Here is a 24,740-nt window from a genome sequence, read left to right as displayed (position 1 = left end):
TTATATGGTATACTATATAATAAATGTAAAAAACTATATTATATATTTATATTAAGGAGAGATAATATGGAAAGTTTATATTGTCCTATTTGTGGTGTAGAGATAAGTAAAAAAAACTACAACTTAAATAAATATGCTTTTGAAGAAGAAAATTCTATAGATTCTATAAAGTTTTGCCCAGTTTGTGGGGTAGAATTAAAATATTTAAGTGATAAACCTTTTGTTTATACAATAAAAAAAGAAGAATTAAATGAAGATATACTAAAAATACTAGACCATGCTATGAAATTAGAGATATTTAATGGAGATTTTTATAAAAAAGCCGCTATGTTAAGTAAAGATTTACATATATCTAAATTATTTAAAGACTTAGCTAACATAGAATATGCTCATGCTAATGTTCATAAGAGATTAGCGTGTTATGATAAATTGCCTGAAATTAATAATATGGATTATAGTAGATATAATGAAGATGAAATACTTTTGGATATGGCAGAAAAAAGAGAAAAACATGCAGTAGAATACTATAATAAATATAGAGAATATACTAATTTAGATACAATAAAATTAGTTTTTGATGCTTTGAAATCTGTAGAAATAAATCATATACATATTATAAATGAAAAATAGAACTTAGTTTTCTAAGTTCTATTTTATTTCATTCTTTGTACTTTTTGAACTTTTTTAATTTTACCTTCCATAGGTATTAAATCTTTTCTAGTAGTCATATTTCGTACATTTAATATTTCTATAGTTTCTCTATTATCTTTGCCTTTTTTACCTTTGAGACCTTGTATAAGAACATAGTTACCTTGAGATATATTTATAAAGTTAGGTTTTTTAAACCACTTCTTTTTTTTGTAAATGCATTTAACAATCATTCTACTTCTTTCTGGCCTTATGAGTAGCGTTGCTGTTATTTTATGAAAAATCCATAAAATAGATTTTTCTTCAACCCTAACTGAAACTGCATTACCTTGAATTTGAGTAATCCTGTCTCCGTATTTTGTTAAGTATGCTTCTGTATAATATTTTCCAAGTTTTTCCTTAAAACTCATAAGTATAACTCCTTTACTAATATGTATTATATTTAAAATTGAAAATAAAAGCGCATTTAAATTTTATGTATATTATAACATAGTATTCATATTTTTAAAATAATTTAATCATTATATCAGGCAGTTTATATGTATAATATACTGAAAAAGTAATTGTCATTAATGAATTTTTCTATAGTTTAATATACTAAATTATATATACTAACATATACATATGCTAGTATTAAATATAATATTTATAAATATACTATAAAATATGAAAAATAAATAGAATTATTTAAAATACTTACTTGAAAAAAATAAACAGGTTTTATACAATGTAGATATACTAATATTTTGAATTTCTATGAATTTGAAAACAAAATTAAATATGTACCAAAAAATATATGGAGGTATAAATGTATGAAAAAAAATGAATTAGCAGCTATGATAGATCATACGATATTAAAGCCAGAGGCATCACAAGAGGTTGTAGAAAGAATTTGTAAGGAAGCCATAGAAAATAAATTTGCTTCAGTTTGTATAAACCCGTGTAATGTACCTTTAGTAGCTAAATTATTAGAGGGAAGCTCTGTAAAAGTTTGCACAGTTATAGGATTTCCTTTAGGAGCTACTACAAGTAATGTAAAAGCTTTTGAAACTAAAGAAGCTATAGAAAATGGTGCTGAAGAAGTTGATATGGTTATAAATATAGGTAAATTAAAAGATAAGGATTACGATTATGTAAAAAAAGATATAGAGGCTGTAGTAAATGCAGCTAGTGGAAAAGCTTTAACTAAGGTTATAATAGAAACTTGTCTTTTAACTGATGAAGAAAAGGTGAAAGTTTGTGAAATTGCAAAAAAAGCAGGAGCAGACTTTGTTAAGACATCTACTGGATTTTCAAAATCAGGAGCTAAGGCTTCAGATATCAAGATTATGAGAGAAACTGTAGGAAAAGATATAGGTGTTAAAGCATCTGGTGGAATACATAGTTATGAAGAAGCGTTAGATATGATAAATTCAGGAGCGTCAAGAATAGGAGCATCAGCGTCTATTTCAATATGTGAAAATGCAGAAGAATAATCGAATATAAAAAAATGAAAGCTATAGAAGGTTATATAAAACTTTTATATAGCTTTTATTTTTTTATGAAATATATGATAAATATGGAGTTATTATTATAAAATATATTAAGACAGAGAGAGTATGTGAAAGTTATTTTTTTATAAATAATTTTCACATACTCTCTTTTTATATATTAAAGTAATACATATCTAAATCTTATAAGAAAATAAGTTATTAAAAAAGCTGAGCTGCTTAATAAAAATGTTATGAAAGCTCTTCTGGCTCTATAATTAATACTATCCACAAAACCACTTCCTAATTGTTTTCGTTATATTAAAGATACTATAATGGCATTTTAAAATCAAACTCCATAATTGCGAAGTTTTCTTAAAATTGAACAATTAGAGTTAATTATATAATACTATGCTATTAAATTAACAATATTTTTCACAAATCTTTCGATATTCTTTGAAGAGTTGATGTTAAATAAAAAATATAATAAAAAATAGTTAGCTTTATTAAGGTGTTATTAAGAATTTTAATAATTAATTAATATTTAAATATTAGATTTTTCAAAAAAAATAATTCTTATATGTAAATTAATACAAAAGAAATTTTAAAATACCACATATATTGGAATTATTGTAACATATGAGTTTAAAAATTATATTTTATAAAGTAAATAGTTAAAAATACATTGAGCATTTTAATATAAAATGAAAAAATAAAAACAAAATATTTCTAAATTTAAAATATTTCTAAAATATCTTAAAAAAAATAATAAGTAAGCTGAATATACATTATAAAAAAATATATGTTTCAAGCTGAAATTTAAACCTATGTTTGATTTTAAAATTTAATCATTGTTAAAATTTAATCATTGATTAATTCAAGTGAATTTATAATCAATTATTAAATTTAATAGGTTTTTAGTTACTAAAACAAGCTGTCATGAATAATATTATATTAACTAGTGAAAGGAGGAGTGGATATGTTAAGAGAGCTAAAAAAAGAAGAAGTATTATATAATTTAGATATAAACCCTCTTGATATAGAAGGAATTTCAGATAATATTCCTAGATACAAAAATGTATATAATAAAATAGAAGAATGTTTAGATATAGATAGGCAAGGATATAATTTATATTTGATAGATAATTTTTCAAAAGAAAAGTTGGAGAATCTAATGAGATTTATAAAAAAGAAGTTATCAAAAAAGAAAAGCCCCAATGATATATGTTATGTAATAAATGAAGATGAAAAATATCCTTACCCCATAACTTTAGAAAATGGTAAAGGTAAAGTGTTAAGAGATACTCTAGAAAATATTCAATCAGAGTATTTAGAATGTATATATGAATTTTATTCTGATTCTTCACTTGAAGAAAAAGAAAGCATAATAGATAAATTAGAAAAAAAAAGAACCGAATTAATAGAGAATTTAATGGAAGAATCAAAAAAGTGTGGATTTGAAATAAAAGCTAGTAGTACAGGATTTGCTTTTATTCCTATAAAACAAGGGGAAGTATTAACAGAAGAAAATTATGATAGTTTAGAAGTGGACGAAAAAGGAAAAATATTAGACAAAGTTACTTATTTAAAGAAAGAAGCTAATAAGATATTAGATGATTTAAAGGATATAGAAATAGAGGCATTAGATAAAATAAAAAAAATTATGAAAGAATATATCAAAGATAATATGAAAACTTCCAAGGATAAATTTAGAATGAAGTTTGAAAATAATATGGAGGTATTAGATTTTTTAAATAGTGTTTGTAGAAAAGTTGAAGAATCAGTAATAGAAAATTATAGTATAAGTTATGATGATGATGAAGAATTAATAGCTAAGGCTATATATAAATATAAGGTAAATGTGCTAGTAGATAATAGTTGTAATAAAAACCCACTGGTTTTATTTGAAGATGATCCATCTATTAGTAATTTAATAGGCAGTATAGAATATGAAAATCGAAACGGAGTATATTCAACAGATGTAAATTTAATAAAACCTGGATCTATACTAAGAGCTAATGAGGGAGTTTTAATAATAAGATTAAATAGTCTTTTTTTTAATTCTTTATCTTATTATTATTTAAAGAAAACATTATTAAATGAAAAAAATGATTTCGATTATAATAGAGGATATTTAGAACTTTTATCTTTAAATGGATTAAAGCCTGAACCTGTAAATATTAATGTAAAAGTAATACTTATAGGAAACTATGGGTCCTATAACGTGTTATACAATCATGATGAAGATTTTAAAAAAATATTTAAGTTAAGGGCAGAGTATAATCCCATAATAGATATAAATTCTTCTTTTGGAGAAGATTTGTCGGAAAATATAAGGGAGTTATGTAAAAAAAAGAAATTAATACCCGTAGACCAAGAGGCTATAATTGAAATATCAAAGTATCTTTCTAGAAAGGCTGAAAATAGGAATAAAATTTATTTTGATGATTATGAATTAGATAAATTGCTAACACAAGCAAGTAGTATTGCAGTTAAAGAAGGAAGAGATTCTATAATTTGTGATGATATAATAAAAGTAGCTTATACACAAGAGATAATAGAAGAGGAAGTTTTAAAAGAATATAAAGAAAAAAAGATATTTATAAGTACAGAAGGAAAAAAGATAGGTCAAGTTAATGGACTTTCTATAATAGATGTAGGCTATTTTTCTTTTGGGAGGCCTATAAGAATAACTTGTTGTTGTTATAAGGGAAATGGAGATATAATTGATATTCAAAAAGAAAGTAATTTAAGTGGAGATATACATGATAAAGCTATTAACATTTTAAAGGGCTACATTAATACTATAATTGGGAAGTATGAAATACTACCTGTAGATTTTCATATAAGTTTTGAACAGGTATATGGAAAGGTGGATGGGGATAGCGCATCTGTTGCAGAAGTAACAGCTATGATATCTTCTTTAAGTAAAATACCGGTTAAGCAAAATGTGGCTATTACGGGATCTATAAATCAGTTTGGGGAAGTTCAGCCCATAGGAGGAGTTAATAACAAAATAGAAGGATTTTTTAAAGTGTGCAAAGAAAATGGAGGAGTAAAAGGAAATGCTGTAATTATACCTCATTGTAATAGGGATAATTTAGTTTTGAAAAAAGAAGTTGAGGATGCAATAGCTAAAGGAGAGTTCACTATATACACTATGGAAAATGTAGAGGATGCATTAGAAATATTATTAGGGGAGCGCTTTGATAAAATAATTGATATTATAAATAAAGAATTAAGAAGATATACTAAAAGGTATAGAAATAAAAAATAACAGATTTTAAAGGGACTATCTCATAATGCATAAAAATGCAATAAGAGAAGCCCCTTTTTTATTTTATAGAAAAATTCAATTATTTACAATATTTGGGTGTTGTTTTTAAATGTTTTTGTATAGTAATTTATTTTGCTATAACCCCTTATCTTGGAATTATATAAAAAAGAGAAAAGAAGTGACAAACGCTTCCGCCTAAAACAAACAAATGCCATACAGGATGGTTATAAGGTATATCATCTTTTATAAAAAGCAGAGATCCTAAAGTGTATACAACACCACCTACTATAAGATATACTAAAGAAATTTTAGGAATAACCAAAGATAATTTTTTTACATGTAACATTATAAGCCAGCCCATAAGTACATATATAAATGTAGATAATTTTTCAAATTTACCTGTAGTAAAACATTTCATAACTATTCCTATTATAGCTAATCCCCATTCAACACCAAAAATAGTCCATCCTAATGGGTCTCTAAGAGATGAAAGAATATATGCAGTATAGGTTCCAGCTATTAATATAAAAATAGAACAGTGGTCAAATATCCTAAATACTTTTTTTACTTTTTTTCCTTGAAGACTATGGTATAAGGTTGATTCTAGATACAAAATTATTAAAGAAGATCCAAAAATGCTATAACCTACTACATGCCATGCATCTGAATATTTAGCAGATAATACAACTAAAATAACAAGAGCAGCTATAGCAAGAAGAGTACCTATACCATGAGTTATGGAATTGGCTATTTCCTCACCTTTAGTATAAAAATCATTTTCAAACATAGAAAAATACCTCCGTTTAATTATATATACTAAGTATACTCCAATAAAAAATATATGGAATAGATTTAATATAAATTTCATAATTGAAAAAGCATGAAATTTCTTTCACGCTTTTTCAATAAAATGAGTTTATTATACATTGAATCTAAAGTTTACTATGTCTCCATCTTGCATTATGTAATCTTTTCCTTCAAGTCTAAAGAAGCCTTTTTCTTTAGCTTGAACTTCAGAACCAGATTCGATTAATTTATCATAAGAAATAACTTCAGCACGGATAAATCCACGTTCTATATCAGTATGAATTTTACCAGCAGCTTTTGGAGCTTTAGTACCTTTAACTATAGTCCATGCTCTAACTTCATCTGAACCTGCAGTTAAGAAACTTATAAGTCCTAATAATTTATAACTAGATTCAATTAATTTATCAAGGCCAGATTCTTTAAGACCATAGCCTTCTAGCATTTCAAGTTTTTCATCGTCTTCTAAAGTAGATAATTCTTCTTCAAGTCTTGCACATAATGTTATTACTTCAGAGTTTTCACCTTTAGCATATTCTTTTATTTTTTTTACAAATTCATTATCTAAAGCATCTGCAGATGCATCCTCTTCAGATACATTAGCTACATATAAAACAGGCTTTGAAGTTAAAAGGAAGTATCCCTTTATCATCTTTTCTTCATCTTCTGTAACAGATAAAGTTCTTACAGGTTTTCCTTCTTCTAAGTGAGTTTTAATTCTTTGCATAAACTCAAGTTCAGCTTTAGCTTCTTTGCTTCCACCGTGAGCTAATTTTGCGCTTTTATCAATTCTTCTTTGCATTACTTCTAAGTCAGAAAATACAAGTTCCAAGCTTATAGTTTCTATATCGCGGATAGGATCTACGGAACCATCTACGTGAACTATATTGGAGTCTTCAAAAGCTCTTACTACATGAACAATAGCTTCCACTTCTCGTATGTGAGATAAAAATTTATTGCCTAAACCTTCACCTTTACTAGCACCTTTAACTAATCCTGCAATATCATAAAATTCTATAGCTGTATGGATTTTCTTTTTAGGATTATACATTTTTTCTAATATATCTAGTCTTTTATCTGGTACGCTAACTACACCTACGTTTGGTTCTATTGTGCAGAAGGGATAATTAGCAGATTCTGCTCCCGCTTTAGTTATGGCGTTAAATAATGTACTCTTACCAACGTTTGGTAAACCAACTATTCCTAATTTCATCTATGTACATTCCTTTCTTTGTATAATTAACAAATTAAAAAGGAGATTTATACCTTATATAATAGGTATAAACTCCTATTAAATTATACTCCAGGATAGGTTCTATTTCAAGAAAAGTAGAAGTATTATTTATCATTAATGTACATACCAACACAAATACCACGCATAAAAGATACTCCTATAATAGATGCTAAAACCATTTTTTCCTTTTTATCTAAACAATTAATATAATGGGGCCTTACAAGTCTATTTTTCATAAAGCTGTTTTTAAATAGTTTATTCTTTATCATAAATAACACCTCCAATAATATTTTCTACAAAAAAGTATTTTTTATTTAAATTTTGATTAAATCTATAATAATAATACAAAATTAGCCAATATACACATAGGAAATATTTGGTTTTTGATTTAAAAATAGTGCCTATTTATCTTTAAAAGAGAGTATTAAACAAAAAAATACAATTTATATTAATTTAATCTGTTTAAAAAATAAACTAAAATTACGATAGCTAGAGAAGGATTTTTAAGTAAAGTATAGAATATTTAATAAAGTGGTTAGAAGTGGTTGAAAGTGGAGCAGAAAATATGCTTTGAGGTGTAAATATGTTTATAGGGGAGTATAACCATAGTTTAGATAAGAAAAATAGAATTATAATTCCGGCTAAATTTAGGGATGAACTAGGAGAAAAATTTATATTAACTAAAGGATTAGATGGTTGTATATATATTTATACTAAAAACCAATGGGGAATTTTACAAGAAAAATTAGATAAGCTACCTTTGACTAACAAAAATGCTAGAGCCTTTGTTAGATTTTTCTTTTCTGGGGCACATGAAATGGAAATGGACAAACAAGGTAGAACCATTATACCACAAAATCTTTTAGAATATGGAAATATGAAAAAGGATATAGTAAGCATAGGAGTTTCTAACAGAATAGAAATTTGGAGTAGGGAAAATTGGGATAAATATAATGACCTAAATATAGATTACGATAATATAGCGGAACAAATGAACGAACTAGGAATTTAGTTTATTAGGAGGATACAAATGGAATTTAAGCACGTGTCAGTATTATTGGAAGAGACAATAAATTCACTTAACATAAAAGAAAATGGGGTATATGTAGATTGTACCCTAGGTGGAGGAGGACACTCTTATGAAATACTAAAAAAGTTAAAAGGTACAGGAACTTTAATAGGAATAGATCAAGATACCTGTGCTATAAAAGCAGCTAAAGAGCGTTTGAAGGAATTTACCAATGTAATATATGTACATAATAATTTTTATAACATAGATAGTATATTAGAAGAATTACAAATAGAAAAAGTAGATGGAATAATTATGGATCTTGGAGTATCATCTTACCAATTAGATGAAGCATCTAGGGGATTTAGTTATATGAAAGAAGCACCTCTTGATATGAGAATGAATAAAGATGATAATTTTTCAGCTTATGATGTAGTCAATGGATATGGAGAAGAAGAGCTTTATAAAATACTTAAGAACTATGGCGAGGAAAGATTTTCTAGAAGGATAGCTAAGTTTATTGTAGATAAAAGAAAACAAAAACCTATAGAAACTACAATGGAGCTTGTAGATATTATAAGAAAAGCTATACCTTTGAAATTCCAAAAGGATGGTCATCCAGCTAAAAGAACTTTCCAAGCTATAAGAATAGAAGTAAATAGAGAATTAAAAATTCTAAATGGTGCAATAGAGGATAGTGTTAACAGATTAAATTCCAAGGGTAGATTATCCATAATAACATTTCATTCTTTGGAAGACAGAATAGTAAAAATTAAATTTAGGGAAATGGAAAATCCATGTACTTGTCCATCAGATTTTCCAATATGTATGTGTGGCAAAAAGTCTACAATAAAACTAATCACAAGAAAACCTATTGAACCTACGGAGGATGAAAAGCAAATTAACTCTAGAAGTAAAAGTGCAAAACTTAGGGTGTGTGAAAAGCTTTAGTTCTAAACCAAAAGGAGGCTGAATAAATTGATAATGTTAGATAAAGAAAATAGGTTTAATGGAAACACAGTTCTTGCTCCAGAGTATGTACCTTCTAAAAAAGACCAATATGAGAAAATAAAAAAGAATAAAAGAAATAATAAAAAGAAAGAGAAAGACAGAAGATTAAAGAAAAAATTTAAAACTTTAGGAAACATATTATTAATATTTGTATTAGGGGTTACTATTATAACTAGATATTGTATAATATACAATATGCAAAAGGAACTTAATAATGTAGAAAATAAGGTAGCAGTTTTAAACAAGGATAGTGAAAATTTAAAAGTTGACTTAGTAAAATATAGTAATTTAAACACTATAGAAAAACAAGCAAAAGATAACTTACATATGGTAGTTCCTGATAAAGAATCTGCTATATATACAGATTTGAGTTATAATAATTTTAAAGAAAATACAAATAAAAATAAAAATGATAAACATAAGAGTTTATTTAAGTTTTTTTATAAATTAAAAGAAATGCTAATTTAACGGAGGTATAATAATTGACAAAAAAGGGTTACAGAGACAAGGTTATCATTCGTAAAAGAATGGTTCTTATATTTTGTCTTTTACTTTTATTATTTACTGGATTGGTAGGAAGGTTACTTTATATTATGATAAATCAGTCTCCAGATTTAAAGAAAAAGGCAATAGCACAGTGGACAAGTGAAGTGAAAATTGATGCCAAAAGAGGAAGAATATTAGATAGAAACGGGAATGAATTGGCTGTAAGTGCTAATGTTTACAGAGTAGACTTGGATATGAATACTTTAAGAGATACTATGAAAGAGAAGAGGTTATCTAAAAAATATGTGGCTGAAAAGCTATCAGCTTGTTTAGACATGGATAATAAGGAAGTAGAAAAAGTTTTAAATAAAAAGCTCCCTAATGGATTACCATTAGCTTCTGCTACGTTAAAGAGAAGAATAGAAAAAGATAAGGCAGATAAGGTAAGGGCTTTAAATTTAAGAGGTGTGTTAGTATCTTCAGATACTAAGAGATATTATCCTAATAATAACTTCTTAGCACATGTTCTTGGACATACCAATTCTGATGGTAAGGGATTAACTGGAATAGAACTTTATTATAATAGTATACTATCGGGAAAACCTGGGATAAGAATTGCAGAAACTGATAGAAAAAGTAAGGAGCTTCCTTATACTATTTCAGAATTTACAAAACCAGAGGAAGGTAAGGATGTAATTCTAACTATAGATGAAATGATACAACATTTTAGTGAAAAAGCAGCGGAGCAAGCATTAAAAGATAATGCTGCTAAGGCAGTTACCGTAATGGTTATGGATCCTAAAACAGGAGAAATATTAGCACTTGTAAATAAGCCAGATTATAATCCTAATGATCCTTGGGAAGAAGGGAAAAGTTATGCTGAACTTCAGCAAAAATGGAGAAATAGAGCTGTTAATGATACTTTTGAACCAGGATCTATATTTAAAGTTATAACTGCATCTACAGCTTTAGAAGAAAATGCTGTAACTTCGGAAGATAAATTTACTTGTAGTGGAGAAATAACTATAGGAAAAAGGGTTATACATTGCTGGAAACATGGAGGTCATGGAACACAAGCCTTCATGGATATACTTAAAAATTCTTGTAACGTAGGATTTGCACAACTAGGTCAAAAAATAGGAAAAGAAAATTTAAATAAATATATACAAAAATTTGGATTTGGTAAAAAAACTGGAATAGATCTGCCAGGTGAGGCTTCGGGTATAATAAAGAAAACTAAGGATATTACAGATATAGATTTGGCTACTATATCTTTCGGTCAAGCTAATACAGTATCTGTTATGCAATATATGCAAGCTTTTAATACAGTAGCTAATGGGGGAAATTTAATAAAACCTCATTTAATGAAAGAGATAGGTCATTTTGATGAAAATAGCAACAAAGAAGTGGCGGAAAAAAAGAATGATATAAAAGGCGAACAGATATTAACAAAAGAGAAGACAGATCGTTTAAGAAGTTATTTAGAAAAAGTAGTAGCTGAAGGTGGAGGTAAAAAAGCTTTTATAGAAGGTTATCATATAGGAGGAAAAACTGGAACAGCGCAAAAAGCCGGAAAAGGCGGATATATGCCAGGAAAGTATGTATCATCTTTTGCAGGTATGGCTCCTGCAAATAACCCTAGAATTACAGTGTTTGTATCCATAGATGAACCTAATCCATCAAATTACTATGCAGGACAAATTGCAGCTCCAGCAGCACAAGGTTTATTTAATGATATATTTAATTATTTAGCGTTAAAAAGTGATGCAGACGGAGAAGGGATAGCTAAGAGTCTTTTAAAAGACGTAATAGTTCCAGAGGTTAGGGGAATGAAAAAAGAAGAAGGTAATAAAATACTAAAAGATCTTAAACTAGACTGTGAATTTCAATCAGAGGGAGAATATATTGTAGATATGAACCCTAAACCAGGTTATACTGTAAAGGAAGGAAGCAAAATAGTACTTTACACAGGGGCTAGTCAAAATTATAATAAAGTAGTATCTGTCCCTAATGTAAAAGGCTATACTATGGAAAAGGCAATATCTGTACTAAATAGCGTAGGTCTTAAAGGTGAAATAAAAGGTGAGGGAATAGTATCACGTCAAAATATAGAGCCAAATAAACAGGTTCAAAAAGGAACTATGATTAATTTAGAAGCAGAACCTATAGGAGATTAAAATATTAAAACTTTTAAAATAGGCATGCAGTAGTACAGAAACCTGTGCATTGCATGCTAATATTTTGTGATTTGTTTAAAATTTTGTATAAGGAAGTGTTAAAAATGAAATTAAACAATGTTTTAAAGGACTTTAACTATTCTTTTATCAGAGAAAACACTGAAGAATTTAACAAGATAGAGTATGATTCAAGAAAAGTAAAAAAGGGAGACCTATTTATTTGTATAGAAGGTTATAGTACCGATGGACATAAATATGCTAAGTCTGCTTATGAAAAGGGTGCAAATATCATAGTATGTCAAAAAGATTTAGATAATTTGAGCTATTATAAAGATTGTACTATTATAAAGGTAGACGATACAAGAAAGGCATTGGCAATACTTGCGTCTAATTACTACGATAATCCCAAGAATAAATTAAAAATAATTGGAATTACCGGTACAAATGGAAAAACTACATCTACCTTTATGCTTAAATCAATACTAGAGAAAGCAGGATATAAAGTAGGAGTTATAGGTACTATAGCAAATTATATAGGAAGTAAAAAAATTCATTCTGATAGGACTACACCAGAATCCTTGGAATTACATGAATTATTTAAAGAAATGGTAGATGCTAAAGTTGATTATTGTGTTATGGAAGTTTCATCTCACTCTCTATATTTAAATAGGGTATATGGAATTGAATTCTGTCAGGCTATATTTACAAATCTAACCCAAGACCACTTGGATTTTCACAAAACTTTTGAAAATTATTTTAATGCAAAGCTTATGTTATTTAAAAATACTAAAAATTCTGTAATAAATATAGATGATACTTATGGAGAAAAAATTATATGTAAATCTTCAGGAAAAACTTTCAATTATGCTATAGACAAAGATGCTGATTTAAAAGCTACAAATATACATATGCATTCAAGAGGAGTAGAATTTAATTTGATTTACAAAAATGAAAAGAGTTCTATAAGCTTAAACATACCAGGTAAATATAATGTATATAATGCATTAGGTAGTATGGGTGCTTGTCTTTGTGAAGGGATATCTTTAAATGTAGTGAAGGATGGAATAGAGTCTATGTATGCTGTTCCAGGAAGATGTGAAATTGTTACTAAAGATTTTAATTTGGGTTATGAAGTTATAGTAGATTATGCTCATACTCCAGATGGACTTGAAAACATATTAAATACAGCTAGAGAGTTTACAAAAGGAAGATTAATAAGTGTATTTGGTTGTGGAGGAGATAGAGATAAAACTAAAAGACCTCTCATGGGAAAAATAGGTTCTAATTTAAGTGATATAGCGGTTATAACATCTGATAATCCAAGAACAGAAGAACCATTACTAATAATAAAAGATATATTAGAAGGTATAGAGAAAGATAACTATGTTGTAGTAGAAAATAGAAGGGAAGCCATAAAGAAAGCTATGGAAATAGCTAAAGAAAATGATGTAATTGTAGTGGCAGGTAAAGGCCATGAAGATTATCAAATATTAAAAGATAAAACTATTCATTTTGATGAAAGAGAAGTCATAAAAGAATTAGTAAAGGAGCTTTATAAGTAATATTGAAGTTCTTAAAATAGGAGTGTTTTTTATGGATAAAATTACCTTAGAGGAAATATTAAAAGCAGTTAAGGGTGACTTAGTGATAACTGGAGAAAAAGATGAATATAATTCAGTAAGTATAGATACTAGGAAAATTAAAAGCGGTGATATATTTATAGCTATTAAAGGTGAAAATTTTAATGGAAATAAATTCGTTGAAGGTGCTATAGAAAAAGGTGCTGCTTTATGTATTGTAGATGAAGTATTTTTTAAAAAAACAAAAGTAGATAATAAAGCCTATATAATAAAGGTTGAAGATACTAAAAAGGCTTTGTTAGATTTAGCAGGTTATTATAAAAGTACTCTTGATATAAAAATAATAGGAGTTACAGGATCTACAGGAAAAACTTCTACCAAAGACCTAATAAAATCTGTACTTTCAAAGAAGTATAAAGTTTTTAAAACAGAAGGAAACTTTAATAATGAAATAGGACTTCCACTTATGATATTTAAGTTAGATAAATCCTATGATATTGCGATATTAGAGATGGGTATGAATCATTTCAATGAAATTCATAACATGACAAAGGCTGCAAAGCCAGATATAGCTGTAATAACGAATATAGGTATATCTCATATAGAAAATTTAGGTTCAAGAGAAAATATATTAAAGGCAAAATTAGAAATAACAGATTACTTTTCTAAAGAAAATAACTTAATAATAAATGTAGATAATGATATGCTTTCAAATTTTGAAAGTGCAGATTATAAAGTATATAAAATAGGTACACAAGAAAATTCTAACTTAAAGGCTTATAATATAAGCTTAGGGGAAGAAAGTATAGTATTTAGTATAAAAGAAGGAGGCAAAGAGGTTTATAAAGATTTTGAAGTTGATATACCAGGAATTCATAATGTGTTAAATTCTCTTGTAGCTATAGCTTGTGGAAGAATTATGAACATGAATTATGAAGAAATACAAAGCGGTATAAAAAATCTAGAAGCTACATCTATGAGGTTAGATATTATAAAGGACAATGGATTTGTTATAATAAATGATTGTTATAATGCAAGTCCAGATTCTATAAAAGCTGCTATAGATGTAATGAATAATATAAAATGCAAAAGAAGAATAGCTGTTTTAGGTGATATGAAAGAGCTTGGAGAAGAAAGTTTTAACGCCCATAAATCTATAGGAGAATATGCTTCAAAAAATAATATAGATATATTATTTGCTTTAGGTGAATTTAAAAATGCTTATGAAAAAGGATTTTTATATAACAATGCAGAAGGTATTTATAAAAGTTTTTCAGATAATGAAACAGCAGCCAATTACATAAAAAGTATTATAAAAGAGGAAGATGCTATATTAATTAAAGCTTCTAGGGCCATGAAATTTGAACAAATAGTACAAATACTAAAGAAAAGTAAAGTTAATTAGGAGGTGAACATGCTCATAAATTTAGAGCAATGGATTATGAATAGAATAATATATGCAGTACTTTTAGCATTTTTAATATCTATATTATTAGGACCTATACTTATACCGATACTTCACAAGTTTAAGTTTGGTCAAAATATAAGAGAGGAAGGACCTAAAAGTCACAGAAAAAAAGCAGGAACTCCTACTATGGGTGGAGTAATATTTATGTTAGCTTCAGTAATAACTATGGCAATTATAGTTAGAAGACCAGGTGATGAAGCTATGGTAGCTTTATATGCATTCTTAGCCTTTGGTATTATAGGAGCATTAGATGATGGATTAAAAATAATACACAAGAAGAACTTGGGTTTAAAGGCTTATCAAAAAATGTTATTAATTTTAGTAGTTTCAGGAATATTTGGATATTACTCAGCCAATAATCCCCATATAGGTACATCTATAATAATGCCATTTACAAGAAGATCTTGGAATTTAGGTGTTTGGTATATACCATTCATTATATTTTATTTTGCAGCTACCACTAATGCTGTTAATTTAACAGATGGATTAGATGGTTTATCAACATCTGTTACTTTATTAGTTATGACATTCTTTGCTTTAATAAGTTTTGGAATGGGTCACTATACATTAGCTATATTTTGTGCAGTAGTTGCAGGAGCATTATTAGGATTTTTAAGATATAATGCATTTCCAGCTAAGGTTTTTATGGGTGATACAGGTTCTTTAGCTTTAGGTGGAGCTATAGCTGCAGTGGCTATGATATTAAAATTACCATTTTTGGTTATAATAGTAGGTGGAATATATGTAATGGAAACTTTATCTGTAATAATTCAAGTTGCATCTTTTAAACTTACAGGTAAAAGAGTATTTAAAATGAGTCCAATACATCATCATTTTGAATTAAGTGGTTGGCATGAAACTAAAGTAGTTTCTATGTTTTCCATAATTACAGTAATTTTGTGCTTGATTGGTTTTTTATCCTTATAAGTAATTTTTGGGAGGATTAACTTAGTATGAAAAAATCTAATGTAAAAGTAGGGGCTATAGACTTTACTCTATTTTGTACAATAATGCTTTTAGTATCCATAGGAGTAGTTATGGTTTATAGTGCTAGTTCCTATAGTGCTTTTTTTAATTCACAAATAAAAGATAGTACTTATTTTCTAAAAAAGCAGGGAATGTGGGCTGTTATAGGAATAATATGTATGTTCTTAACCATAAAGATGGATTATCATAAAATAAAAAAGCACACGAAAATTATAATGATTATAACTATAGGGTTATTACTTTTAGTTTTTTTATTTCCTCCTGTAAACGGAGCAAGAAGATGGATAAGATTAGGTCCTGCATCTTTCCAACCTTCAGAAATAGCTAAATATATAGTTGTTTTATATATGGCTAAAAGTTTAGAGAGTAAAGGGGAAAAAGTTAAAAATTTTATATATGGCGTATTTCCGTATCTTTTGGTATCAGGAGTTTATGCAGGGCTAGTATTTTTAGAGAAAAATTTAAGTATAGCATCTGTCATAATGATAGTTACATTAATAGTATTATATGCATCAGGAGCTAAATCAAAGCATATATATTTTGTGTTATTTATGGTAATATTTGCAGGAGGTGCTGGTATATATTTTGAACCTTTTAGAAGGGCTAGACTTTTAAGTTTTTTACATCCATGGGATGATCCTCAAAAAACTGGTTATCAGCTTATACAATCTTTACTTGCTTTAGGATCTGGTGGTATTTGGGGAGTGGGTATAGGAAAGTCAAGGCAAAAATGTTATTATATACCTGAACCCCATAATGATTTTATATTTTCTATAATAGGTGAAGAACTAGGTCTTATAGGTTGTATTTTTATAATAATACTTTTTATAATATTTATATGGAGAGGTATAGTTACAGCCACAAAAGCTAAGGATACTTATGGAACTTTACTTGCTATAGGTATAACATCTATAGTGGCTGTTCAGGCTATAATAAATATAGCTGTTGTAACAGGATCTATGCCAGTTACGGGAGTACCACTTCCCTTTATAAGTTATGGAGGATCTTCTTTGGTATTTAATCTGTTGGCTATGGGAATACTTTTAAATATTTCAAGACAAAATAATACTTAAATCCAGATTTAAGAATAATGTAAGCATATATCTTTTAATTTTAGATATATGCTTTTTTATATTCCGTATATTTAAAATATTAGGACATATTTACAATAAATATTGAAAATGATTACAGTTTTGTATATGCTATAATTAAGACAATACATACCTTAGGGGAAATTATATACTTATATGGGAATAAGAAATTTAAAATATAGGTATCTTAGTGTATTCATCATTCTAAATTAGGGTGTAAAAAATGAATAATCAATATGAAATATTTTTCTAAAGATGTTGGATTGGTAAAATATCAAGTAATTAGAAGTTGTTATAATTATTGTGAATTTAATTATGTTTATAAAGATTAATGTAGAAATTTTTTATAAATATTATAAGGAGACTTAACAAATTCTCTTTATACAATATTAAAACATAGAAAAATATTAAATTTAATATTTTATAATGAATTTTATTTAAGGTAGCTTTACAAATATAATATAATTTAGTATATTAGAAGTGTACTATATACAATAATACACTAATACAAATTTAGGTGTATTAGTATAAAATTATATTTATTCTGTAAGTATTAATAATTATATTAAGAAAAATAAATATTGTAAATAATTTTTAATGAAATAAGTTACTGAAAGTGGTAAAATTAATTTTGATTAATGATATTACATAGGAATGGGCGGTAAATGTTATGGAAAATAAATCTTTTAATACGGACGAATTTATACGTAAAAGGAAGAGAAAAAAATTTATTAAAAAATTGATAATATTTTTCATACTTCTTTGTTCTATATTAGTTACTTTATGTTTAAAGTTGTCTTACTTTAATATACAAAATATAAATGTACAAGGTAATAAAAATATTACATCTAATGATATAATAAATATATCTAGAGTAAATTTAGGTGATAATATATTTTATACTAATTCTAAAACAGTAGAGGAAAATGTGTTATTAAATCCTTATATAGAAGAAGTAAAAATAAAAAAAGTAATTCCAAACAAAATAAATATAATAGTAAAGGAAAGGGAAGCTACTTTTTATACGAAGGTAGGGAAAAAATATTTAATAATATCTCAAAATGGCTGTGTTTTAGAAAAGAGGAATAATATATCCAAAATGGAAGTTACAGAGTTAGAAGGGTTTAATTTTAACTCTTTAGATGTAGGAGAAAAATTAAAAACTAACGAAGATAGAAAATTAAAAATTTTAGAAGAAATAGGGGAATTATTAAATCGTAACAACTCTAATATAAAATTTAATAAGATAGATTTAAAAAATATATTAGATATTAAAATTTATCATGGAAACATATGTATAAAACTTGGAACTAGCGGTGATATAGAAAAAAAAGTAAATACTGCTATAAATATATTAAAAAAAGACGAATTTAAAAATTCTAAAAAGGGTTATATTGATGTAAGTTATCAAGGTAATCCAGTATTTTTTATTGAAAAATAGGAGGAAAATAATGAAGAAGGGTTCACAAATAAGTGTAGCTTTAGTATGTGTAATTTTAGGATTTATGCTATCCTATCAATTTAAAAGTATTATAAGGCAAGAAAAAAATTTAAATTTAACCAAGCGAAATACTTCAGATGTTACGGTAGAAATTGAGCAGTATAAAAAAGATAAAACAGAACTTGAAAAGAAAGTAGATGAACTTCAAAAGCAAACTAAAAAATATGAAGATAGTGCCGCAAGTAAAAGTGAATCTACAAAAAATATACTAAAGGAATTAGAAAATACTAGGGCTTTAACTGGCAGTACCGATGTAAAAGGTCCTGGAATAGTGTTATATTTAAACCCAGCAAATAACATATTTGGTTCAAATCCAGAGGATAGAATAACTGATAAGCATTTAGTTTATATAATAAATGAATTAAGATTTGCAGGAGCAGAAGCTATAGCTATAAATGGGATAAGGGTAATTAATAGAACAGGTATTAGAAATGCAGGTAACTATATTTTAGTTAATGATGAAAAAATATCTCCTAATAGCCGTATAACTATAGAGGCTATAGGTAATAAAGATCTGTTATATGGAACCTTAGATTTTCCAGAAGCTTTTGTAGATTTTAAAGGTATATGCGATGTTAAGTATGAAAAATCCGACAACATTAAAATTAAAAAGTATACAAAAGTATATAAATATGAATATGCAAAACCTGTAGAACAAAAATAATTATACATTTTATAGAATATCAGGAGGTTTTTAAATGGTAGGATTTATAGGTCTTATTGTAGGAATCATAGTAGGAGCTGTTTGGAATATAAATATTCCAGATAAGTTTTCACCTTATATGTCAGTAGCTATTTTAGCTTGTTTAGACTCAGTATTTGGAGCTTTAAGAGCTTCTTTATCTAAAAATTTTCATGCAGATATTTTTATATCAGGATTTTTTGGAAATGCCGTACTTGCAGCAGGGCTTGCATATTTAGGCGATAAAATGGGTGTACCTATATATTTAGCTGCTGTAGTAGTATTTGGAGGTAGAATATTTGAAAACTTTGGAATGATAAGAAGAATATTATTGGAAAAAGCTAAGAATCATCAAAGTTAGTAACCAATGAGGTGAAATAAATGAAATATAAAAGTGAAGCTAACTCATTTATATTTATAGCTTCTATAGCCATAGGCATACTTATCTCTATGAATATAAGTCTTAAAAAAGTTAATATTAGACCTTTTTTAAGTGCAAAACAGTATCAAGAAGCTTATAATGAAAAAACTAAATTATATTCACAAGTAACCAATTTGTTGGAGCAATATAATAAATATTCAGATAAGCTTAAAGGATATAAAGAAGACAATGAAAATGAAAAAAAAATAATGGAAGAAATAAAAAAGGAAATGTTAGAAAATGAACTGGAAATGGGAACGGTAGAGGTGGAAGGACAAGGAATAAAAATCACCTTGAAAGATGCACAAGGAGATATTTTAAAAGAAGGAAATTATTATGAGAAGAGATTAAGACTTATACATGATAGTGATATGATACAAGTAATAAATGATTTAAGAAATGCGGGAGCGGAAGCTATTTCTATAAATGGGCAAAGAGTAACCAATAAATCAGAAGTATATTGTAATGGACCTTTTTTAAGTGTTAATGGGGTAAAGATAGTTTCTCCTTTTTATGTAAATGCTATAGGAAATAAAACTTCTTTAAAGGAATATATGTTAAGAAACGACAATTATTTACAAAGCCTTATTTTAAGAAAGATATATGTAAAGCTGGAAGAAGCCGATAATATAAATATTCCCTCTTATAGTGGGGAATTTAAAAGAAATTTTATTAAGGAAGTAAAAAAATAACAATATTCTGTTGTAATTTAATACAATTAAAATATATTTTTTAATGAAGGAATTTCTAAAGTTATGAAGAATATTATATTAAATGGATTATTGTGACATAATGTTAAAATACATTAAGGAGACGATAGTTTTGAGTGTGAAGGGAAATATTGTAAAATATCAAAGTGTGATACCGAACAATGTATCTATTATAGCTGTATCTAAAACCAAACCTATAGAGTGTATAGAAGAAGCATATGAAGTAGGTATTAGAGATTTTGGTGAAAATAAGGTTCAAGAATTAATAGAAAAAGTCGATTATTTTAAACAAAAGCAGGATATAAGATGGCACCTTATAGGACATCTTCAGAGAAATAAAGTTAAGTATATAGTGGGAAAAGTTCATCTGATACATTCTTTAGATAGTGTAAGGTTACTAAATGAAATAGAAAGTAGATATAAAAAACAATCTATTGTAGCTAATACACTAATACAGATAAATATAGGAAAAGAAGAAAGTAAATATGGTATAAATGAAGAAGAATTAGAGTACGTTATAAAAGCTGTAGAAAACTGTGATAATGTTAGAGTTAAAGGGCTTATGACTATTATTCCTAAAGGTAGTGAAGATCAGTGTAGGCAGTATTTTAAAAAAATGAATAATATTTTTAAGCAACTTAAAAGGAGAACTTTTAAAAATATACAAATGCAATATCTTTCTATGGGGATGACAGGAGACTATATGATAGCAATAGAAGAAGGCTCCAATATGGTGAGAATTGGACAAGGGATTTTTGGAAAACGAAATTATGATAAATAAGGAGGAGAACATTATGTCAGGAAAGTTATTAAATAAAATGGCAGGAATTTTAGGATTAGAAGATGATTTAGATGAAGAATTAGAAGAGGTAGATGAAGAATTAGAAGAAATGAATCAGCAAGAGGTAGAGCCCATAATATCATCTAGTTCAAAGAGAAATGGTAAGGTAGTAAGTATTCATACAGCAGTTTCGGCTAAAATTAAAATAATAAAACCAACTAGTTATGAAGAAGCTGCAGATATTTGTGACGAATTAAAAAATAGAAAAATAATAATTGTAAATACTAGTGGATTAGAGACAAAAATAGCACAAAGATTACTAGATTTTATGGGAGGTGCTAGTTACGCCTTAAATGGTAACTTAGAAGAAGTAGAAAAATCAGTTTATATATTAGCTCCATCTAATGTAGAAGTAACTAACGAATTGAAAAGTCAGCTAATATCTAGTAAAGGAATATTTAATTGGAATAAATAAATTTGGAGGAAGTTATGCTAAGAAATTTTTTAATGGTAGCTTTTAATTTACTTTTTAAGTTATTAGAAGTAGCTATTTTAATAGACGTATTTATATCATGGATACCTATGTCATATGGAAAGTATAGCGGATTCATAAGTTTTATACGTGCTTTTACAAAACCTTTTATGGAACCTTTTAGAAAGTTACAAAATAGAATATTTCCTAATTTTATGATAGATTTTTCACCTATATTTGCATTGCTTTTAATAGATATTTTAAGAAGAATTGTATATACATTTTTATATTAAATGAATAAAGAAGAATTTTTAAAAGGGGCAAATATAGAAAATAAAAATAGTTTATCTGAGGTTTATGATAAGTTATTTTTAGCGAGAAAAACGGGTAAAGAGATTTTTACTAAATATTTTTACTCACCCAATATATGGAAATATATACAAAAGGTTATTTCTCAATTTGGCGTATCTTGTAGTACTTATGGTGTATTTACTGAAAGTGAAAGAAGAATTATTGGTTTTAATGTATACAGTAATTATAATTTTCCAATTATAATGATAAAAATAAGTTATAACTCTAAATTTACTACATTAAAACATAAAGATTTTTTAGGAGCTATAACTTCTTTAGGTATTAAAAGGGAAAAGATAGGAGATTTGATACTGAAAAATAATGAGTGCTATGTACCTATTTATGAAGATCTTTATGAGTACATAAAAATTAATTTAAGTCATATAGCTAAAGTGCCTTGTAAAATACAAAGGTTAGATGATACTCAGGAAATTCCTGAGTTTAATTTTAAAGAAAAGATTATAATTATAAATTCTAATAGATTAGATGCTATAGTTTCAGAACTTTGTAATATTTCAAGAAATAAAGCATTAAGTTTAATAAATTCTGGAAAGGTTTTGTTAGACTATGAGCAAGTTATAAGAAAAGATAAAAAAATGGAAGAAAATTCTACAATAATAATAAGAGGCTATGGAAAATTTAAGATGAGAGAAGAAATAGGATGTACTTCTAAAGGGCGTATAAAAGTTTCCTTTAAAAAATTTATATGATTTGAGGTGTATTTCATATGAAAATAACATCAATGGACATTACCAATAAAGAATTTAAGAGAGTTCTTAGAGGGTATAATTGTGATGAAGTAGATGAATTTTTAGATAAAATAGCTGAGGACTATGAGGATCTATATAAAGAGAATTCATCATTAAATGAAAAAATAACTAATCTAGAGGAAAAAATAACTCACTATGATAAGATGGAAGATACTATACAAAACACGCTTCTTTTAGCACAAAATGCAGCAGAACAAGCAAAAGAATCTGCACAAAAAGAAGCAGAACTTATAATTAAAAATGCTAATGATTCAGCTAAAAGAATAATAGAAAAAGCTCAAAATGACGTAATGAAGATAAATGATGAGTTTGAGTGTACAAAACAAGAATTTAATAAATTTAGAAATAGATACAAAACTTTCATGAAAACACAAATGGATATGTTTGACGAGATGGAAAGAGATTTTATTAAAAATTATAATTTGGGTAGTGAAATTAGCGAGGATGATTTAAAATCTAAAGAGATAGAATTAAATATGGGACAAGATATTGTAGAAGATGATGGATTTAAAGTTTCAGATATAACTATAGATACTTCCCCTTTAAACAAGAATGATAATGAAATAAAAAGTTTTTATGTAAAAGAAGATTAATTTTGTTTTTTCACCCTATAGGGTGAAAAATTTTTTTCTTTAATAATGAATTTATTATTTTGTGAGTATATAGTATGTAGTATATGTTATAATATTTTTAACTATGCAACCAATAAAGTAGGTGAAAATATGAAAGAAATAATTTTAGAGAATGATAAGTTTGACTACAGGGTTTACATAAATAATAATATTAATAAATTTCATAATATACTTTTAGAAAATAAAATAAAAGATAGTAATAGTATCTTTATAATTACAGATGAAAATGTATATGAAGCCTATGAAAAAGTATTAAAGACCTTGAAAAATAAAAATAAATATTTTGTTTATGTGATAGAATCAGGGGAAAAAAATAAAAATTTTAATACTATAAGCCATATATATGATTTTTTAATAAAGAAAGAGGCTAATAGATCTAGTATAATAATAGCCTTAGGTGGAGGAATTGTAGGGGATATAGCAGGTTTCGTAGCATCTACTTATATGAGAGGTATAGGATTTATAAATGTGCCTACCACACTGCTATCTCAAGTAGATAGTTGTATCGGAGGAAAAACTGGTTATAATTATAAAGGGATTAAAAATATAATAGGAAATTTTTATAACCCTATTTTTGTATATGTAAGTACATATTTTTTAAAAACCCTTAATAAAGAGGAATTTTTAGCAGGATTTGGGGAAGTAATAAAATATGCGTTAATAAAAGACAATAACTTATTTGATTTTATACAAAATAATATTAAATATATAATGGAAAAAGAGCAAGATAAGCTTTTGCATATAGTTCATGAATGTCTATTTATAAAGGCTAAAATAGTTAAGGAAGATTTTAATGATTTAGGTATTAGAAATTCCTTGAATTTTGGTCATACTGTAGGTCATGCTATAGAAGTAAGTTCTAATTATGAAATCTTTCATGGAGAAGCAGTAGCGTTAGGTATATTAGTTAGTTTAAAATTGTCTGAAAAAAAGTTAAATTTATCAAAAGATGTGTATAATAAAGTAGTAGATATTTATAAAAAAGTTGGATTACCATATAAGTATAAAGTTGACAATTATAAAAGCTTTATGTATGCTATAAAACATGATAAAAAAAATACAAATAAAATAATGTTTGTACTTTTAGAGAAAATAGGAAAATTTAAAATTAAAGTGGAAATTAATGAAAAAGAAATAATTGAAGCTATGGAAGAAAGTATATGTAAGGGGGAAAATTAG

25 protein-coding genes are annotated in these 24,740 nt (G+C 26.7%); 21 read left to right on the top strand and 4 right to left on the bottom strand.

What is annotated here, in order from left to right:
* The first annotated feature begins 66 nt into the window (after positions 1-66).
* Positions 67-630, top strand: a complete 564-nt coding sequence (locus BN1711_RS08160) for a metal-iron-binding protein (RefSeq protein ID WP_050607665.1) — start codon at positions 67-69, stop codon at positions 628-630.
* Positions 631-653: 23 nt separating this feature from the next.
* On the opposite strand, the gene BN1711_RS08155 is transcribed toward BN1711_RS08160, so the two are convergent.
* Positions 654-1,058 (bottom strand): hypothetical protein, encoded by a 405-nt coding sequence (locus BN1711_RS08155; RefSeq protein ID WP_050607664.1) that lies wholly within the window; start codon positions 1,056-1,058, stop codon positions 654-656.
* 402 nt (positions 1,059-1,460) lie between these two features.
* On the opposite strand from BN1711_RS08155, the gene deoC reads away from it, so the two are divergent.
* Both deoC and BN1711_RS08145 read left to right on the top strand, forming a co-directional pair.
* Positions 1,461-2,123, top strand: coding sequence for a deoxyribose-phosphate aldolase (gene deoC, locus BN1711_RS08150; protein WP_050607663.1), 663 nt, complete (start codon positions 1,461-1,463; stop codon positions 2,121-2,123).
* 973 nt (positions 2,124-3,096) lie between these two features.
* Positions 3,097-5,394: an AAA family ATPase gene (locus BN1711_RS08145; protein ID WP_050607662.1), complete on the top strand. Its 2,298-nt coding sequence runs from the start codon at positions 3,097-3,099 to the stop codon at positions 5,392-5,394.
* 145 nt (positions 5,395-5,539) lie between these two features.
* On the opposite strand, the gene trhA is transcribed toward BN1711_RS08145, so the two are convergent.
* The 3 genes from trhA to BN1711_RS12575 form a co-directional block, all read right to left on the bottom strand.
* Positions 5,540-6,181 carry a PAQR family membrane homeostasis protein TrhA gene (trhA, locus tag BN1711_RS08140; RefSeq protein ID WP_050607661.1) on the bottom strand — a complete coding sequence of 214 codons (642 nt, stop codon included), beginning with the start codon at positions 6,179-6,181 and terminating at the stop codon, positions 5,540-5,542.
* Positions 6,182-6,313: 132 nt separating this feature from the next.
* Positions 6,314-7,411, bottom strand: a complete 1,098-nt coding sequence (gene ychF, locus BN1711_RS08135) for a redox-regulated ATPase YchF (RefSeq protein WP_050607660.1) — start codon at positions 7,409-7,411, stop codon at positions 6,314-6,316.
* A 125-nt stretch (positions 7,412-7,536) separates the two neighbouring features.
* A complete protein-coding gene (locus tag BN1711_RS12575) occupies positions 7,537-7,701 on the bottom strand; it encodes a hypothetical protein (protein WP_164995938.1) in 165 nt (54 codons plus the stop codon).
* A 314-nt stretch (positions 7,702-8,015) separates the two neighbouring features.
* Between BN1711_RS12575 and mraZ the strand changes: the two genes are divergently transcribed.
* The 18 genes from mraZ (at position 8,016) to aroB (ending at position 24,740) form a co-directional block, all read left to right on the top strand.
* The gene (gene mraZ, locus BN1711_RS08130; protein ID WP_050607659.1) at positions 8,016-8,444 is read left to right on the top strand and encodes a division/cell wall cluster transcriptional repressor MraZ; all 429 of its coding nucleotides are present in this window, start codon (positions 8,016-8,018) and stop codon (positions 8,442-8,444) included.
* An 18-nt stretch (positions 8,445-8,462) separates the two neighbouring features.
* On the top strand, positions 8,463-9,392 hold the full coding sequence (rsmH, locus tag BN1711_RS08125; protein ID WP_050607658.1) for a 16S rRNA (cytosine(1402)-N(4))-methyltransferase RsmH: 930 nt from the start codon (positions 8,463-8,465) through the stop codon (positions 9,390-9,392).
* A 33-nt stretch (positions 9,393-9,425) separates the two neighbouring features.
* Positions 9,426-9,920, top strand: coding sequence for a septum formation initiator family protein (locus BN1711_RS08120; protein ID WP_243128301.1), 495 nt, complete (start codon positions 9,426-9,428; stop codon positions 9,918-9,920).
* A 59-nt stretch (positions 9,921-9,979) separates the two neighbouring features.
* Positions 9,980-12,115 (top strand): stage V sporulation protein D, encoded by a 2,136-nt coding sequence (locus BN1711_RS08115; protein WP_423243708.1) that lies wholly within the window; start codon positions 9,980-9,982, stop codon positions 12,113-12,115.
* A gap of 104 nt (positions 12,116-12,219) precedes the next feature.
* Complete coding sequence (locus BN1711_RS08110) at positions 12,220-13,677, top strand: UDP-N-acetylmuramoyl-L-alanyl-D-glutamate--2,6-diaminopimelate ligase (RefSeq protein ID WP_050607655.1); 1,458 nt, start codon at positions 12,220-12,222, stop codon at positions 13,675-13,677.
* Positions 13,678-13,708: 31 nt separating this feature from the next.
* Complete coding sequence (locus BN1711_RS08105; RefSeq protein ID WP_050607654.1) at positions 13,709-15,100, top strand: UDP-N-acetylmuramoyl-tripeptide--D-alanyl-D-alanine ligase; 1,392 nt, start codon at positions 13,709-13,711, stop codon at positions 15,098-15,100.
* A 36-nt stretch (positions 15,101-15,136) separates the two neighbouring features.
* A complete protein-coding gene (mraY, locus tag BN1711_RS08100; protein ID WP_050608471.1) occupies positions 15,137-16,090 on the top strand; it encodes a phospho-N-acetylmuramoyl-pentapeptide-transferase in 954 nt (317 codons plus the stop codon).
* Between the two features lie 26 nt (positions 16,091-16,116).
* Positions 16,117-17,223: a stage V sporulation protein E gene (gene spoVE, locus BN1711_RS08095; protein WP_050607653.1), complete on the top strand. Its 1,107-nt coding sequence runs from the start codon at positions 16,117-16,119 to the stop codon at positions 17,221-17,223.
* A gap of 688 nt (positions 17,224-17,911) precedes the next feature.
* On the top strand, positions 17,912-18,682 hold the full coding sequence (locus BN1711_RS08090) for a cell division protein FtsQ/DivIB (RefSeq protein WP_050607652.1): 771 nt from the start codon (positions 17,912-17,914) through the stop codon (positions 18,680-18,682).
* Between the two features lie 10 nt (positions 18,683-18,692).
* Complete coding sequence (locus BN1711_RS08085; RefSeq protein WP_082174086.1) at positions 18,693-19,406, top strand: DUF881 domain-containing protein; 714 nt, start codon at positions 18,693-18,695, stop codon at positions 19,404-19,406.
* 34 nt (positions 19,407-19,440) lie between these two features.
* On the top strand, positions 19,441-19,785 hold the full coding sequence (locus BN1711_RS08080) for a small basic family protein (RefSeq protein ID WP_050607651.1): 345 nt from the start codon (positions 19,441-19,443) through the stop codon (positions 19,783-19,785).
* A gap of 20 nt (positions 19,786-19,805) precedes the next feature.
* On the top strand, positions 19,806-20,537 hold the full coding sequence (locus BN1711_RS08075) for a DUF881 domain-containing protein (RefSeq protein ID WP_050607650.1): 732 nt from the start codon (positions 19,806-19,808) through the stop codon (positions 20,535-20,537).
* Positions 20,538-20,667: 130 nt separating this feature from the next.
* Positions 20,668-21,336, top strand: a complete 669-nt coding sequence (locus BN1711_RS08070; RefSeq protein WP_050607649.1) for a YggS family pyridoxal phosphate-dependent enzyme — start codon at positions 20,668-20,670, stop codon at positions 21,334-21,336.
* Positions 21,337-21,349: 13 nt separating this feature from the next.
* Positions 21,350-21,811, top strand: coding sequence for a cell division protein SepF (locus BN1711_RS08065; RefSeq protein ID WP_050607648.1), 462 nt, complete (start codon positions 21,350-21,352; stop codon positions 21,809-21,811).
* 14 nt (positions 21,812-21,825) lie between these two features.
* Positions 21,826-22,101 (top strand): YggT family protein, encoded by a 276-nt coding sequence (locus BN1711_RS08060; protein ID WP_050607647.1) that lies wholly within the window; start codon positions 21,826-21,828, stop codon positions 22,099-22,101.
* Entirely contained in the window at positions 22,102-22,869 is a 768-nt protein-coding gene (locus BN1711_RS08055; protein ID WP_050607646.1) for a YlmH family RNA-binding protein, read from the top strand.
* A 17-nt stretch (positions 22,870-22,886) separates the two neighbouring features.
* On the top strand, positions 22,887-23,522 hold the full coding sequence (locus BN1711_RS08050) for a DivIVA domain-containing protein (protein ID WP_050607645.1): 636 nt from the start codon (positions 22,887-22,889) through the stop codon (positions 23,520-23,522).
* A gap of 129 nt (positions 23,523-23,651) precedes the next feature.
* Positions 23,652-24,740 (top strand): 3-dehydroquinate synthase, encoded by a 1,089-nt coding sequence (gene aroB, locus BN1711_RS08045; RefSeq protein WP_050608469.1) that lies wholly within the window; start codon positions 23,652-23,654, stop codon positions 24,738-24,740.

This window comes from Clostridium niameyense, from assembly GCF_001243045.1.
Taxonomy (GTDB): Bacteria; Bacillota; Clostridia; order Clostridiales; family Clostridiaceae; genus Clostridium_F; species Clostridium_F niameyense.
Note: the sequence above shows the minus strand (reverse complement) of the source record. Positions and strands in the feature narration are given on the sequence as shown.

What these genes read in the sequence shown, in the direction of transcription:
- BN1711_RS08080 (WP_050607651.1), top strand. Translation starts at nt 19,441, where the DNA reads ATGGTAGGATTTATAGGTCTTATTGTAGGAATCATAGTAGGAGCTGTT.
- trhA (WP_050607661.1), bottom strand. Translation starts at nt 6,181, where the DNA reads ATGTTTGAAAATGATTTTTATACTAAAGGTGAGGAAATAGCCAATTCC.
- mraZ (WP_050607659.1), top strand. Translation starts at nt 8,016, where the DNA reads ATGTTTATAGGGGAGTATAACCATAGTTTAGATAAGAAAAATAGAATT.
- aroB (WP_050608469.1), top strand. Translation starts at nt 23,652, where the DNA reads ATGAAAGAAATAATTTTAGAGAATGATAAGTTTGACTACAGGGTTTAC.
- BN1711_RS08110 (WP_050607655.1), top strand. Translation starts at nt 12,220, where the DNA reads ATGAAATTAAACAATGTTTTAAAGGACTTTAACTATTCTTTTATCAGA.
- mraY (WP_050608471.1), top strand. Translation starts at nt 15,137, where the DNA reads ATGAATAGAATAATATATGCAGTACTTTTAGCATTTTTAATATCTATA.
- BN1711_RS08050 (WP_050607645.1), top strand. Translation starts at nt 22,887, where the DNA reads ATGAAAATAACATCAATGGACATTACCAATAAAGAATTTAAGAGAGTT.
- rsmH (WP_050607658.1), top strand. Translation starts at nt 8,463, where the DNA reads ATGGAATTTAAGCACGTGTCAGTATTATTGGAAGAGACAATAAATTCA.
- BN1711_RS08105 (WP_050607654.1), top strand. Translation starts at nt 13,709, where the DNA reads ATGGATAAAATTACCTTAGAGGAAATATTAAAAGCAGTTAAGGGTGAC.
- BN1711_RS08090 (WP_050607652.1), top strand. Translation starts at nt 17,912, where the DNA reads ATGGAAAATAAATCTTTTAATACGGACGAATTTATACGTAAAAGGAAG.
- BN1711_RS08145 (WP_050607662.1), top strand. Translation starts at nt 3,097, where the DNA reads ATGTTAAGAGAGCTAAAAAAAGAAGAAGTATTATATAATTTAGATATA.
- BN1711_RS08055 (WP_050607646.1), top strand. Translation starts at nt 22,102, where the DNA reads ATGAATAAAGAAGAATTTTTAAAAGGGGCAAATATAGAAAATAAAAAT.
- BN1711_RS08075 (WP_050607650.1), top strand. Translation starts at nt 19,806, where the DNA reads ATGAAATATAAAAGTGAAGCTAACTCATTTATATTTATAGCTTCTATA.
- BN1711_RS08065 (WP_050607648.1), top strand. Translation starts at nt 21,350, where the DNA reads ATGTCAGGAAAGTTATTAAATAAAATGGCAGGAATTTTAGGATTAGAA.
- BN1711_RS08160 (WP_050607665.1), top strand. Translation starts at nt 67, where the DNA reads ATGGAAAGTTTATATTGTCCTATTTGTGGTGTAGAGATAAGTAAAAAA.
- spoVE (WP_050607653.1), top strand. Translation starts at nt 16,117, where the DNA reads ATGAAAAAATCTAATGTAAAAGTAGGGGCTATAGACTTTACTCTATTT.
- BN1711_RS08060 (WP_050607647.1), top strand. Translation starts at nt 21,826, where the DNA reads ATGCTAAGAAATTTTTTAATGGTAGCTTTTAATTTACTTTTTAAGTTA.
- BN1711_RS12575 (WP_164995938.1), bottom strand. Translation starts at nt 7,701, where the DNA reads ATGATAAAGAATAAACTATTTAAAAACAGCTTTATGAAAAATAGACTT.
- BN1711_RS08085 (WP_082174086.1), top strand. Translation starts at nt 18,693, where the DNA reads ATGAAGAAGGGTTCACAAATAAGTGTAGCTTTAGTATGTGTAATTTTA.
- BN1711_RS08115 (WP_423243708.1), top strand. Translation starts at nt 9,980, where the DNA reads ATGGTTCTTATATTTTGTCTTTTACTTTTATTATTTACTGGATTGGTA.
- BN1711_RS08155 (WP_050607664.1), bottom strand. Translation starts at nt 1,058, where the DNA reads ATGAGTTTTAAGGAAAAACTTGGAAAATATTATACAGAAGCATACTTA.
- deoC (WP_050607663.1), top strand. Translation starts at nt 1,461, where the DNA reads ATGAAAAAAAATGAATTAGCAGCTATGATAGATCATACGATATTAAAG.
- ychF (WP_050607660.1), bottom strand. Translation starts at nt 7,411, where the DNA reads ATGAAATTAGGAATAGTTGGTTTACCAAACGTTGGTAAGAGTACATTA.
- BN1711_RS08120 (WP_243128301.1), top strand. Translation starts at nt 9,426, where the DNA reads ATGTTAGATAAAGAAAATAGGTTTAATGGAAACACAGTTCTTGCTCCA.